Here is a 13,948-nt window from a genome sequence, read left to right on the forward strand (position 1 = left end):
TGGAGGAGCATCGCGATAAGCGATGTTCTTCCTTTATAGTCTCACTTCATGCATAGGAAAGAGGGGTATGAATGGCCAAGCAGATGTTAGAGAGGGAGCTGACTACTCGCTACCCTGAGAACAAGAAGGAGGGAAACCTATATGCCTCAGCTGACTTTTTTATGCTACGGGTACCACTGTATCCAATAGAAACCTTCTATGAATCAAATAAAACCAGTGATTATCTAGCTGCTATAAAGGAATATGCGAAGGACGAAAAGGTACGGGAAGCTATTCTCATCTCTAGTCCATCGCTTTACGAAGCATTGCCGAATCTAGAAGGCGATCCTACTTCTCGAAAGACCAAGCAGGCACTATCTAGTTTTGTTCGTTTTTTGTTAAGGATGAGTACCCGTGCCACTCCATATGGCTTATTCGCTGGTGTTGCTCTGGGCTCATTCACTGCCAAGACAAACGTCTCTTTGAAAGACTCACACCTTCACCAAAAACGTACACGTCCAGACATGGAATGGTTGCTTGCAATCATTCAGAGAATAGATCAACGACTAGATGTAGTTAAACAGTTAAAAGTACAACGAAATCACGCTTCCGTACAGGTCGGCGGGCGAATGGAACTTACGTTTGCAACTGAATACGGGCAAATGAAATGGTTAGATGGTAAACAAAAAGAGAGGATTTCTATCCGTGCTACAGAAGTGGTGCACACCGTGTTTGATCTGGCAAAAAAGCCGATCCTATTTGAACAATTAATTGCAAGGTTGATGGAAAAGTACCCTGAGGCGGGGGAACAGAAAGTAACCGGACTACTATGGCAATTATTTTCTCAAGAATTTTTGATTAGCGAATTACGTCCACCACTCACGGTAGCAACTCCATTTGCTTATGTGATGGAGCGCCTTGCGTTACTTGATGGTGTACAGGATATATATTCAGAATTAGCTGCGATTCAAGCAAGAATGAAACAGTACGATGGACTTCCGATTGGAACAGGGATACAAGGCTTTCAAGAATTAATTACGCGGATGAAGGTTCTTGAAGCAAGCATTATGCCCGTACAAGTAGACCTACATGTAGGTAATCACAGCGTATCTTTACACAAGTGTATAGGTGAAGAAGTAGCAAAAGCGGTGGAATGTCTGTGGCGACTATCCTTACCACAGCGAGGAGCAGCCCATCTAAGAAGTTACCATAAGGACTTTTTGGAGAAATACGGAACGTCAAGAGAAGTCCCCGTTTTGGAGCTTCTTAGTGATGAGGTTGGTTTAGGGGCTCCAGCAGGATATATGTTTCCACAAAGCAGTCGAAGAGAGCCAGTGTCGCCTCTGAAGTATTCTGAGAAGCGTGAAGCTAGTTTGATGAGAAAAGTAGTTCATGCGATTGCAACAAAAACAAGAGAAATAGAAATTACTAATGATCTTCTCGACCAGCTAGATACAGAGCCAGTAGATACGAAATACGCACCGGATTCCTTGGAAATGTACGTGGAGGTAATCGGATCCTCACAGGATGCAATCGATCAAGGAGACTATCTATTAGAGGTAGCACCCATGCCTGGTTCAGCTAAGGTGGGTCAATCGTTTGGGAGATTCTTCGATATACTCGGACCAGAAGCGATAGAGAAACATGAACAGGTCCATAATCAAATACAGGAACAACATGAAGATGTGATCTTTGTTGATGCCAATTATCTTTCAGCCGTTGGTCGTCATGCCAATATCGTACTCCACCCATCCGTTAGCAAATATGAACTGGCCATTGGTACGAATTGCTCAGAGAAGACTCTACATTCCCTTCAACTTGAGGATATTGTGGTAGGTGCCACTATAGAGCATTTCTATCTGAGATCCCGTACACATGGAAAGAAACTAATTTTTTCATCGGATAATATGCTTAATTTCAAGAATGCTCCAAATATTTATCGTTTCTTGCGTGAAGTTTCTATGGAAAATGTACGTCTTTGGAGTCCATTCTCTTGGGGGAATATGGATGCCTCGCCGTATCTTCCACGTGTTCGATATGGAAAAACCATCTTATCACCTGCTATTTGGAAGGTGACACCAGATTCTCTGGGGCTGAAGGGAGATCCGAAAGAAGACAAAATCTGGAATGAAGCTTTTGCTACATGGAGAATCGCGTGGGATCTACCACGATATGCGTACATGGCATTCGGTGACAACCGTATTTTGTTAGATTTGGATAATCCTTATCATGTAGAAGAGTTGCGTACAGAATTGTTCAAGACAAGCAGCATTCAACTCCGTGAAAAAATCGGGGGTACAGAAGAGTATTGGGTCACTGGACCAGAGGGGCATTTTTCGATGGAATGTGTGGTTCCATTACTGAGAAGACCACATATTGAGAAGAAAAAAAATACCCCCTCCTATCAAAATGAAAATGTTCTATCTAAGGAGCAATACACAAAACTTCCTGGAAGTGATTGGCTGTTTTTAAAACTGTATGGGGGCCACCAGAGACAGGATGAATTTATCGTTGATCAGATACGTGTGTTTGCCGATTCCATGGTTAAAAAAGGAGCGGCAGACGAATGGTTTTTCATGCGATACATAGACCCGGGCCATCATATTCGCCTCCGTTTTCACGGCAAGCCCGAAAAGCTTATGCAGGAGATTTTTCCAGAACTTTACCCTTGGATTCAAGAGTGTCAACGAGAAGGATTCATTCAAAGAATGGTCATTGATACATATGATCGCGAAGTAGAAAGATACGGTGGACCATCGATCATGGCTGATGCGGAGCGAGTATTTGCTAAAGATAGCCAGACGACTGCGAATCTTTTGAGATTATTGCGGTTCCGTCAAACGAATCTACCTGACTATGTTTTGGCTACGATTAGTATTATTGACATGATGACTAGATTCGGACTGGGTTTCGAACAGCAACTGGCATGGATGGAAATGCGTGTGAAAAAGGATGCCCATAGAGAAGAATTCCGAAAATGGCGCAAACCATTGCTTTCTCTCGCTGATCCGCGGAACGATTGGCAAGGATTGCGTAGTCATCCAAGTGGGGAAGCCATTTGTGAAGCAATGGCCTTGAGAGCGGATGTAATGGATGATTTTGGAAGACTTGTAGCTGAGGGTGAACAAAACCATTCTCTTTGGAGTTCCCCATCGATGATCATGGGCAGCTTGATCCATTTACATTGCAATCGCTTATTTGGAGTAAGGCGAGAGATGGAAGATAAAGCGATGGCCTTTGTACGCCATACTTTACACAGCCAGCTTCACTGGAGGGAGAATGTTGGTGACTCCGTTTAAGCACAACAGCAATCGATTAGAAACGATTCGAAATGTATTTGTTTCCTTCTCTCATTGGCCGAGCGTTTTTCGTTTACTGTATCAAACAAATCCTCGTTACTTTGCGATTGTTATGATATTGACGATTCTAAGTAGCTTGATTCCTGTAGGTGTGATTATTGCCACGCAATCATTAATTAATGCGGCAGTCGCCATTTCTGCAGGTGGAGGGATCGTTCCGCTTATTATCGCGTTTGGGCTGTTCGCGTTTCTCGCCGTGATCCGCGATATTCTCAAACATGTTGACCTGGTCTATAAAACGTTGTATCAAGAACTGTTATCCAATCATGTAAACCTATTGATCATGAATAAAGCTACGCGACTTCCTTATTCAAGTTTTGAGGATGCCGGAATCTATGACCAGCTTCAACGAGCAAAGCAAGATTCCACGTTTCGCCCCTATCAGTTATTTCAACAGGTGATAAGTATTATTAGTAATGTGATTGTATTACTGTCTGTATCCGCTATGCTGATCGCTTGGAAGTGGTGGCTAGCAGTATTCTTGCTCTTGCTACCTATTTGTTCTACTTTCTCATTTATTCGATTAGGACAAGAGGAATTCATGATTGACCACAACCGAGCTTCTGATCGTCGTAAGCAATATTATCTGATGAATTTATTGACCAGCGATTCATCAGTAAAAGAACTAAAAATCTTTCAACTTGGCCCATTTCTGGTCGAGAGATATCGCAAATATTACGAGCGATTTTTTAATCAAGACAAGGCAATGGTGATAAAAAGGACAAAGGTGGCTCTTGGGTTTCAAGCTCTGTCACTTCTTGCTGTAGTATCGATGCAGTCGTATGTCGTATGGGAAACGATGTTAGGTACGATTGCAGTAGGCAGCTTGATAGCGTTTATCCAAGCGATATCTTACACCCAAACAACCTCCACAGATCTTATGCAAACGATCTTTAACATGTATCAAAACAATCTGTACATTAGTCAGTTATTTACATTTCTAGCAGTGCCAGATGAAAAAAGATTAGCAATTTCAGAAAGTGATCCATGTGAGAAAAACGCGTCTGGTTTAGAGTTTCGCAATGTCTCGTTTAAATATCAAGGTGTCGAGTCCTATGCATTACGGAATGTAAGCTTCGTCATTCGTCCAGGAGAAACGCTAGCATTAGTAGGAGAGAACGGTTCAGGAAAATCGACCATCGTAAAATTAATTACGCAATTGTATCAACCGACAGAAGGCGAAATCTTGTATGATGGTAAGCCAATTTACCACTATGAGGAGAATGAATGGCGCCAAAAAATTAGCGCCTTGTTTCAGGATTTTATTAAATATGAGATGGCAGTCAATGAAAACATTGGCTTTGGTAACTATCTAAAAGCTGATGATGAAGCAGCAATAATCGATGCAAGCAAACAGGCCGGAGCAGATGAAATGATTAAACGTCTTCCGCAGCAGTTTCATACTCAGCTTGGAAAATGGTTTGCGGATGGGTATCAGATTTCAGGGGGACAGTGGCAGCGTATTGCCATCTCTCGTGCTTACATGCGCGATGCGGATTTATACATTCTTGACGAGCCGACAGCAGCACTAGACCCTCAAGCAGAGCAAGAAGTATTCACTCGGTTCCGTGAAATGCCCCAAAATAAAATGGGATTATTTATTTCCCATCGATTCTCAACTGTTCGATATGCCAACCAGATTCTTGTCCTAAAACAAGGAGAGATCATTGAAGCGGGTACACATAAGGATCTACTAGCAGAAAACGGCGTTTATGCATCTCTTTTTCACATGCAGGCTTCTTTTTATCTGGAAGAAACGGATGAATCGACAAGACAGATGGTTGGACAAATGTAAAAGAGAGAGGAAAAGTATGGAGACAAATAAAGCAGTGGTAACGACTAATCAAGCATGGAAAGGGATGAAAAATGAAGAGTTAAGAACAAAGGCTTTATCTACTGCGCTCAAGGTAGCCGAGTGTTTGAGAGATCCCATTCAAGTAGAAAAAGTCGTAATGAATAAAGATAACATCAGTGTCGTAGGGCCGATTCATCAACATCCTTGGGGGGCTGCTACTCTTTCTCACGGATATCCCGGTACGATACTCTTTTTTGCCGAGCTGGATCGACATTTCCCTGATCAAGGTTGGAATATAGTTGCTCATGAACATCTTCTTGCTCTTCAAGAAAAAATTAAGGCCGTTGGAATTTCAAGCGAATCCATGTTTGGTGGAGTAGCAGGTATTTGCTTTGCTACGCTGGTAGCTTCACGCAATCGGGAGCATTATCAGCGTTTTCTTGGACAGCTGGATCAATTGCTCGCTAAACGAACTGCGGTCATACTTGAAGATGAGTATGTCCTTAATAAAAAAAGAGGGGGAAGTAATCCTCATATCTATGATGCTATTAAAGGTGTAGCAGGCATTGGACGGTACTTACTTGCAAGTAAGCAAATCGATGTTCTTTATGCCGCCTTACAGGATGTTTTGCAATATCTCGTATATATAAGTCAGCCAAGAGATTATGAAGATGGTAGAAAAATACCAGGGTGGTACTTGACCCAAGAGATGCAGTATTTAGACATTGATAAAGAGTTGTATCCGAAAGGAAATTTTAACGTAGGACTTGCTCATGGGATTCCCGGACCATTAGCCTTATTATCACTTGCTTTGAAAGAAGGAGTAGAAGTAACTGGTCAGAGAGAGGCAATACGTAACATAGCTGAATGGTTGGTGCGCTGGAAGGAAAAGGACGCTAATGGGATTATGTGGAGAGGTAGAGTGAAATTAGAGGAAGAGCTAGGGAAAGAAGTGCTTTCTCCGCAGTCGTTTCGACGTGATGCATGGTGCTATGGCACACCAGGGGTAGCTCGTTCGCTCTATCTAGCGGGTGAAGCTTTGCAAGATTCATCTTATTGTCATCTGGCTATTCAAGCTTATGATGATGTTTTCAAGCGATCAGAAAGCGATTGGAATCTGTACGCAGATACGTTTTGTCATGGAAAAGCGGGGCTTATGCAAATGACGCTTAGAATGGCAACAACTACAGATGACGAGCGCTATCAACCACATATCGCGTATTTAGCTAAGTGCCTAATAGATAATTTTAATCCGTTACTCCCTTTTGGTTATCAAGATATAGAACCAAATGGTGACGGAAAAGTAGGGCTCAATAAGGCAGGCGCACTTGAAGGTGCAGCCGGTATTGGTCTTGCTCTTCTTTCTGCAAGCAGTAATCAAGAGCCACAATGGGATCAGCCATTCCTGTTGGCCTAGAAGAGGAGAAATCAAAGGATGACACACGATCCATTTCTGAAGGAGAAGAAACTTTTGCTCGGAATATCAGGCTCGATTGCCGTTATAGGAGTGTCTCCTTATCTTAGTATGTTTCGAGCCCTTTTCAAAGAGGTAAAAGTCGTGATGACTGAACAGGCGGCAACACTCATCCCGCCGTCTACGATTTTATTTTACTGTGACGAGATATTTATAGATGAAGAGCCTAGTCTTGAGAAAAAAATGAACCACGTTGAGTTAGCACGGTGGGCAGATCTGTTCGTTGTTTTGCCAGCGACGGCGAATGTAATTGGACAAGCTGCAAACGGACTTGCCCCTAACTTGCTAACCTCCACTATTCTAGCGCATCCAAAACCCGTTATGTTCTTTCCAAATATGAATCGATTAATGTGGACAAAAAATGTGGTTCAGCGAAATGTAAACCAGCTCCGAGAGGACGGTCACATTGTTGTGAATCCAGTAGAAGCTATGGCTTATGAAGTAGCATCTGGCACCACGCAGCCTAACTTCGTCTTGCCACAGGGACCATCGGTGATGCAGGAAATGAGAAACGTATTACTTGAACGAGAAGAAAGCACAACTACATCTGTATAAGAGAAAAGACTGCTTCGGCTTCTTTTGCCAGTGAAGCGGTCTTTTTTGATTTATCCTGCGGGAGGAGACTGATGCTTGGCTCCATTCTTACTAAATTGTAAGAAAGAAGGTCAAAATCGTTAGACAAGAGTCATTCAATTGCAGGAAAGTCTCGTCTATAATCCAGACATAAATCGTTTTTAAAGGAGCAGTTAAGATGAAAAAAGTAATAGGTTTCTTGTTGGCTATTGTCATTTTTGCAGGGATTGGATTCGGAGTAAACCGATATGTAGAAGGTCCATCACAACCGGTCGATGGCGTTCTCGTAATCGGCACACAAAAAGATGCGAATAAGGTCAAAGAGTTGTATAAAGATAACACCAAACAAGCGATGGACTACAAAATCAAATTGGTTACAACGAAAAAAATTACGAAATTGTCAGAGCAAGGTCAGAAAGAAACAGGTCAAGAATTTGATACTAGAGAGATCAAATATTCGGTTGTTACTCGATCCACCGCTGAGCAATTCGTCAAGAAGGGGATTCTCAGAGCCAGACAAGAGCCAAACAGCACATCTATTATTTCAGACCCTGTTACCAGCATAAAACAATTATCGAATGGTCAAAATCTGTTTTACTCTTATAGTGATGATGAAATGAAGAATGGCCAAATTGATTTGAACGGCAAGATGGTACCTGTAGCCCATGTAAACCATCAAATGTGGATCGGGTATATACCACAAGCGGATCTTGTTATCGTTGACGACCAGACTTACAACCAATTAACCGAAGCAGAGTCAACGCTCTCCTTGATCCAGTTTGAAAATCGCAGCTTCGATTATAAGAAGAAAGATCAGGTGAACCAAGTCTTACAAGAAATCGGGAACGTATACGCAAATAGTGAAGACAAAGTAAACTTCGTAGACGTACAAGATTGAGTTTGGTTGATGAGAGGGTGACTGTATGGAAGTTGTACGAATGGAAAACGTAGTAAAAAGTTATGGGGAAGGAAATAGCAAGGTAGATGCGTTAAAGGGGATTCACCTTTCGATTCAGCAAGGAGAGTTTGTTTCCATCGTTGGCGTTTCCGGCTCTGGTAAAAGTACACTGCTACATATTTTAGGCGGGTTGGATCGTCCAACTTCTGGACAAGTATTCATTGGGGATCATAATATTTACGATTATACAGATGATGAGCTTTCGATATTCAGAAGAAGAAAAGTCGGGTTTATTTTTCAATTTTTTAATTTGATCCCGGTATTGAATGTCCAGGAAAATATCGCGTTGCCCATGTTATTGGATGAGGAACCGATAGATATGAAGTATCTGGATGAACTTATTGAAATCCTGGGTCTCCATGAACGGAAAGACCACTTGCCTTCCGAATTATCGGGAGGTCAACAGCAACGGGTCTCCATCGGCAGAGCCTTAATGAATCGGCCGCATTTGATTTTGGCCGATGAGCCCACTGGGAATCTGGATACACGAAATACGAAGGAAGTCATAGATTTATTACGATTGACTGCCAAAAAATACAATCAAACCATTGTCTTGATTACTCACGATCTCGCGATTGCTTCGGCTTCTGACCGGATCATCACGATAGAAGACGGTACGATCATTTCAGACCAACGGCTTGCTGCGAATTAGCTAAAAGACTGGAGGAGAATGATTTTGATCAGCAGCTATAAACAATTAAGCAGCAAGTATTTAAAGGGGAATATGAAACGAACGATTTTGACTTTGATCGGAATCATACTCTCTGTAGCGTTAATTTCGACAGTCGGCCTTTTTATAAAAGGATCACAACTATCCCAAATCGAGAATATTAAGAAGTTAAACGGGTTTTCTTTTCATCTCAGTATTTCCAATTACGATGAACCACTATTAAACAAAATCAAATATAATCCCCAAATTGCTTCGTATGGTTTGATGTCACAGGGGGGGATCGTTCCGGTTGGAGATGGAGATGCTTCTGTTCAAAAGAATTTCGCTGATCATAGCGCATTGGCCTTTTTAACCTACAGTCTCGCTGATGGCAGATTACCAGCCAATGAGCATGAAGCAGCCGTCGATTCATGGACGCTTCCTTTTTTGAAAAAGGGTCTTCAGATCGGCGACTCATTTGAATTGGATGGTCAAACCTATCAACTGGTTGGTTTACTGGATAATCGGGCGTTCACTCAGAAAGATAAAGTGGGTCGTTTCCTAACCTATAAACATGATTTTGCTATCGGAGAGGGTAGGATCTTAGCCGAAATCAACGAGAAAGCGGACTTTAAAGAGGTAATAGATGAGATAAAATCACTTACGAAAGACGAGAATCTGGTTATCAATGAGGAATTGATAAAAGTTTTGAAACCGGGGTCGAATCAATCGATTTTGGCCGTGCTCGTTATCGTCATCAGTATTGTTGTGATCGCGACAGTTGTGGTGATTTACAACGCTTTTCAAATCAGCGTCGTAGAGCGGATGAAGCAGTTCGGGATGCTCCGAAGCATCGGTGCTACGCGAAAGCAAATTAGACAAATCGTGATGAGAGAAGCGGCTGTGTTGGCTGTCATCGCAATTCCGGTTGGACTTGTATGTAGCATATTGGCGGTCGCTGCTCTCCAATCCATTTTCTCGATCATTTTAGAAGAGGGTGCAGGTGTTTCGTTCTTTCATATCGATTGGTGGATTTTATTTATCAGTTCGATCATTACGCTGACGGCCGTACTAGCATCCAGTTATTACCCAGCTTTTTTTGCGGGCCGAATATCCCCACTGCTGGCCATCAGCAGCAGGTTATCCATCAAAAAAGAGGCGATCAAAAAACACAAGAATAACGTGTTGAAAAAGCCGTTATCTTTTCCTTTGAGCCTGGCTTTGAAAAATGTCAAAAGAAATAAAAATCGTTATACCATTACGATTCTATCCATCATTATATCCAGTGTCTTGTTTATCACTTTCTCGTCAATGATGGATATAGCATTTGAATCCAAATATGTGAAAGATTTATCTGCGAAAACTGATCTATCCATCTATCTGAAACAAGATCATGATGATTCTTTAGCAGAAAGACAGCAAATTTTGGAGCTTTTGAAGTCAGTTGAAAATGTATCCGGAGTGAAGGAACAGGACCTCCATTTTGAAATCGAATTGAAGGATAAGACTCAATCTCTTGCAACTGTTGCTCACATCGAGGACTCTGTTGGAAAAAAACACGCCATTTCCATTGTAAATCACATCGATGAGAATAAAGTGAAGAAAGATTCAGAGCTCGTCATAAAAGTGCTGGTATACAGTTTTATCACAGTCATTTCTTTGATTGGCAGTCTCAATATCCTTAATACAATTACGATCAGCATCATCATCAGACGAAAAGAACTTGCTGCGTTAAAATCCATAGGCATGTCACAAAGAGATTTGAAAAAAATGATCATCTATGAAGCGCTGATTTACGGTTTTTCTGGAAGTTTGCAAGGGATCTTTTTCGGTTGTATACTGTCTTATATTATCTATTTGGCGGCTTCCGGTGTCTTGAGGGTCGAATGGACGATCCCCTACGAAGCTTGTCTCATTACGTTTGTTTCAGCTTTGATCATCAGCTTTTTATCTGTTCTATTGCCACTGAGAAAAATTCAAAAAGATAATCTTATCGATGTGATCAGGGAACAATGATAAAATGGGCCTGGCTATTTTATAGTCGGGCTTTTCGGATTGGTCAATGGCTGAACACTGGAATGAAAATGAGGAGAGGACAACCTTGCATAAAATATTGCTCGTGGAAGATGATGAGGCGCTTGGTCTAGCCATCGAATTCTCATTGAGAAATGAAGGCTATGAGGTAGTCAGAGCCTCTAGTGTAAAAGAAGCCAAACACCAGTTTGAACTTCAACCTTTTGATTTGGCGATCCTAGATGTCGGCCTTCCAGATGGAAACGGCTATGATTTATGTCTGCATTTCAAAAAACAAAACGATTCATCGGTTGTTATCTTCTTAACGGCCTTGGATGAAGAAGCTAATGTAGTAATGGGACTGGATATTGGCGGAGACGATTATATAACGAAACCATTCCGAGTCAAAGAATTCATGTCCAGAGTGAAAGTGCAATTGCGCAAACGTGGACGGTTGCAAACATCTTCTATCACTTTAGTATCTGAAAATATAAAAATGGATACGAACCTCGTCAAGGCTTATAAAAATCAGGAAAGCATTCCATTAACCAATCTTGAATACAAGCTTCTGCTTACTTTCATGATGAACGCCCATAAAGCACTAAAAAGAGATGATCTCTTGATGAAAGTATCGGAAGGAGAAGATGCTTTTTTTGATGAAAACACGCTTTCTGTATACATCAAGCGTCTAAGAGATAAAGTGGAAGATGACCCCAAAAATCCGCAGTTTATCGTCACCCAAAGAGGATTAGGCTATCGGTGGAATAAGGATGTGAGTAGCGAGTAAGATGATGAAGAATACCGAATTGAAAGGGTATATGACGATACTGGCCGTTCTGTTATCACTATTTACCATTCACCAGTTTATTGCCCATCAATTGTTTTATGATGCTGTGAAAAGCGACTCCATTGCAACCTGGGGTGAAATTACGGCTAGATTGGTTGAACAAAATCCCGAGAATGAAGCGGAAATTATGAAAGTCTTAACAAGTCACGCATCTAATTCAAATGAGTATCAGGAAAAAGGAAGAGAGCTCTTTAGACAGTATGGATTATATGAAGATTTGGAGTCAGAGCTTTTTCCCCTATTAAATAAACATATTTCCAGCCATAATCAATGGATTTATTGGGGATTGATTTGTTTCGGATTGATTCTGCTAGGCGCAAGCTATATGCAATTCAAGATGGTCTTCCATAAAATTAGACAACTTACTTCCGCAGCTAAAAAAATAATCGACGGGGACTACTCGGTAGTCATCAATGAAAATAAGGAAGGGGATCTTGCCAAACTAGCGGCTTCCTTTCGTTCCATGAAGGATATTATCCGAAAAAGCATGCAGGATCTTCTGGAAGAGAAAGAGTTTTTAGCACAAATTCTGCAAGATATCTCCCATCAATTAAAAACGCCTCTTTCCACGATATCCATATACAATGAAATGTTATTAAATGCAGAGCTGCCTCGTCAGCAGCAAGTTCAACTTTTGCAAAATAATGAAGTTCAAATCTCCAGAATGAATGTCTTAATTCAAAATTTGTTAAAAGTAGCGAAAATCGACGCCAGAGCTATTTCGTTTGTTAAAGAACCAGCCAATTTGGTGGAGACGATCGAGGAAGTTCTGGATGGCTTGGCAAAGATGGTCATTGATAAGGATATAGCGATTGACTGGGATGCGCCCAAGGAAATCGTCGTTGTCCATGATAAACTATGGATGCAGGAAGCTTTGATGAACCTGCTGAAGAATGCGATCGAACATTCAAAACCCGGCAGTACAATCATCATTCACGTAAAAGATACGCCTATTTATACGGAGTTGGTGATTCAAGACTTTGGAGAAGGAATTGCAACTAAGGAATTGGCGCATATTTTTGATCGATTTTACAAAGCAACAGGTTCTAACAAGCATGATTCGACTGGGATTGGATTGGCGCTAGTCAAAGCCATTGTCGAAGCACATCGTGCCTTGATTAAAGTGGAGAGTGAGAAAGACAGCTTTACAAAATTTACGATTACTTTCATAAAGTTTTGATTACGCGTAACAAGCACTCCACGTGTGGATGGAGAGCCAGGGGTGGCTATGCCGTAGCCGTTTTTGCTGTTATGGCTTTGGGTTTAGGGTCCAGAGTATTCGGCGATGTGTTGCCTGTCTTTGTAGCTGAGCATTTTGGCGATGCATTATGGGCGTGCATGATCTACTTCGGCTTTCGCACTTGTTATACTCATAAAAAGATTTCTTTTTCACTGTGGTGCAGCCTCGCGTTTTGCTTTGCGATCGAGGGCAGCCAATTGTATCAGGCCAGTTGGATCATTTACCTACGGGAGACAACGCTTGGGGCGTTTGTATTAGGAAAAGGCTTTTTGACGGCGGATCTTGTGCGGTACACGGCGGGAGCAGCCAGCGCTGCCTTGCTCGACCTAGCCTGGCCTTGGCGTAAGCGCTCCTGATTTTGGGCGGATGTACGACATACCAAAAAAATCTTCTGGGAGGGATCATGTTGCAGCAGCTCTTTACCGATATGATGAAACAGGACGTAAAGCCGTTCTTTTCTAAGCGTGGCTTCGCAAAGAAGGGTTTGAATTTCACTAAGAAAACCGAAAGCCTCATCTACATGTTCAACTTCCAAAAATCTGCTGGCAATGCAGCGGACCATGTAATGTTTTATGTGAACTGTGGTATTTATGCAGCGGAGTTGGCACAAATACAATCGAGAGAGATTCTAACAGCACCTCTAGAAGCGGAGTGTCACTTCAGAGCAAGAATGGGGGAGATTGTTGAGTCTGTACCAGATCGATTTTCAATCACTCCGGATACGAATATGGATGATGTAAGAAAAACACTTCTAAGTGGATTAGAAAAGGCGATTCATTTCTATGAAACGATGACCAGTGCCAGATCTATTGTGGATTATTACACTTCAGGGCCATTTTTACATCTGAGCGAAGAGAGCTTTCATTTGCTATTACAATCCAATGATGTAGCAGCGGCTAAACATTATTGGAAGGCTTTGCACGAAAAGTACGGAACAGAAAAGCGATGGACCATATTCGAGAATAAATACATGGCCATCTTCAATAAATATGGAGTGGAATTTGATAAGCGATAAAAACAGCGGTCAGTCTAAGACTTTATATGCAGGTCTTAGGTGGCCG

The 13,948-nt window shown here is 41.8% G+C and carries 11 protein-coding genes; all 11 read left to right on the forward strand.

Translation table 11 applies throughout. From position 1 onward, the window contains the following. Window positions 1-71: 71 nt before the first annotated feature. Window positions 72-3,278: a lantibiotic dehydratase gene (locus M3630_RS01120; protein WP_251250932.1), complete on the forward strand. Its 3,207-nt coding sequence runs from the start codon at window positions 72-74 to the stop codon at window positions 3,276-3,278. Then, window positions 3,259-5,133 (forward strand): ABC transporter ATP-binding protein, encoded by a 1,875-nt coding sequence (locus M3630_RS01125; protein WP_251250933.1) that lies wholly within the window; start codon window positions 3,259-3,261, stop codon window positions 5,131-5,133. The genes M3630_RS01120 and M3630_RS01125 overlap by 20 nt, the downstream gene beginning before the upstream one ends. A 16-nt stretch (window positions 5,134-5,149) precedes the next feature. After that, window positions 5,150-6,550, forward strand: a complete 1,401-nt coding sequence (locus tag M3630_RS01130) for a lanthionine synthetase C family protein (protein ID WP_251250934.1) — start codon at window positions 5,150-5,152, stop codon at window positions 6,548-6,550. Between the two features lie 18 nt (window positions 6,551-6,568). After that, window positions 6,569-7,162 carry a flavoprotein gene (locus M3630_RS01135; protein ID WP_173609170.1) on the forward strand — a complete coding sequence of 198 codons (594 nt, stop codon included), beginning with the start codon at window positions 6,569-6,571 and terminating at the stop codon, window positions 7,160-7,162. A 196-nt stretch (window positions 7,163-7,358) separates the two neighbouring features. Further along, on the forward strand, window positions 7,359-8,078 hold the full coding sequence (locus tag M3630_RS01140) for a lipoprotein BA_5634 family protein (RefSeq protein ID WP_251250935.1): 720 nt from the start codon (window positions 7,359-7,361) through the stop codon (window positions 8,076-8,078). A 25-nt stretch (window positions 8,079-8,103) separates the two neighbouring features. Next, complete coding sequence (locus tag M3630_RS01145) at window positions 8,104-8,790, forward strand: ABC transporter ATP-binding protein (RefSeq protein ID WP_251250936.1); 687 nt, start codon at window positions 8,104-8,106, stop codon at window positions 8,788-8,790. Window positions 8,791-8,814: 24 nt separating this feature from the next. Beyond that, on the forward strand, window positions 8,815-10,803 hold the full coding sequence (locus tag M3630_RS01150) for an ABC transporter permease (RefSeq protein WP_251250937.1): 1,989 nt from the start codon (window positions 8,815-8,817) through the stop codon (window positions 10,801-10,803). 85 nt (window positions 10,804-10,888) lie between these two features. Beyond that, on the forward strand, window positions 10,889-11,587 hold the full coding sequence (locus M3630_RS01155; protein ID WP_217367011.1) for a response regulator transcription factor: 699 nt from the start codon (window positions 10,889-10,891) through the stop codon (window positions 11,585-11,587). A 4-nt stretch (window positions 11,588-11,591) separates the two neighbouring features. After that, window positions 11,592-12,827 (forward strand): HAMP domain-containing sensor histidine kinase, encoded by a 1,236-nt coding sequence (locus M3630_RS01160; protein WP_251251310.1) that lies wholly within the window; start codon window positions 11,592-11,594, stop codon window positions 12,825-12,827. Between the two features lie 71 nt (window positions 12,828-12,898). Next, a complete protein-coding gene (locus tag M3630_RS01165; protein WP_251250938.1) occupies window positions 12,899-13,243 on the forward strand; it encodes a ribosomal maturation YjgA family protein in 345 nt (114 codons plus the stop codon). A gap of 47 nt (window positions 13,244-13,290) precedes the next feature. Further along, window positions 13,291-13,902: a DUF4304 domain-containing protein gene (locus M3630_RS01170; protein ID WP_251250939.1), complete on the forward strand. Its 612-nt coding sequence runs from the start codon at window positions 13,291-13,293 to the stop codon at window positions 13,900-13,902. Window positions 13,903-13,948 lie beyond the last annotated feature (46 nt).

The sequence above is a fragment of the Brevibacillus sp. MER 51 genome, from assembly GCF_023714195.1.
In the GTDB taxonomy this organism is placed as follows: Bacteria; Bacillota; Bacilli; order Brevibacillales; family Brevibacillaceae; genus Brevibacillus.

Coding starts and splice junctions, on each gene's coding strand:
- M3630_RS01140 (WP_251250935.1), top strand. CDS start 7,359: ATGAAAAAAGTAATAGGTTTCTTGTTGGCTATTGTCATTTTTGCAGGG.
- M3630_RS01170 (WP_251250939.1), top strand. CDS start 13,291: ATGTTGCAGCAGCTCTTTACCGATATGATGAAACAGGACGTAAAGCCG.
- M3630_RS01135 (WP_173609170.1), top strand. CDS start 6,569: ATGACACACGATCCATTTCTGAAGGAGAAGAAACTTTTGCTCGGAATA.
- M3630_RS01120 (WP_251250932.1), top strand. CDS start 72: ATGGCCAAGCAGATGTTAGAGAGGGAGCTGACTACTCGCTACCCTGAG.
- M3630_RS01165 (WP_251250938.1), top strand. CDS start 12,899: ATGGCTTTGGGTTTAGGGTCCAGAGTATTCGGCGATGTGTTGCCTGTC.
- M3630_RS01130 (WP_251250934.1), top strand. CDS start 5,150: ATGGAGACAAATAAAGCAGTGGTAACGACTAATCAAGCATGGAAAGGG.
- M3630_RS01125 (WP_251250933.1), top strand. CDS start 3,259: ATGTTGGTGACTCCGTTTAAGCACAACAGCAATCGATTAGAAACGATT.
- M3630_RS01160 (WP_251251310.1), top strand. CDS start 11,592: ATGAAGAATACCGAATTGAAAGGGTATATGACGATACTGGCCGTTCTG.
- M3630_RS01145 (WP_251250936.1), top strand. CDS start 8,104: ATGGAAGTTGTACGAATGGAAAACGTAGTAAAAAGTTATGGGGAAGGA.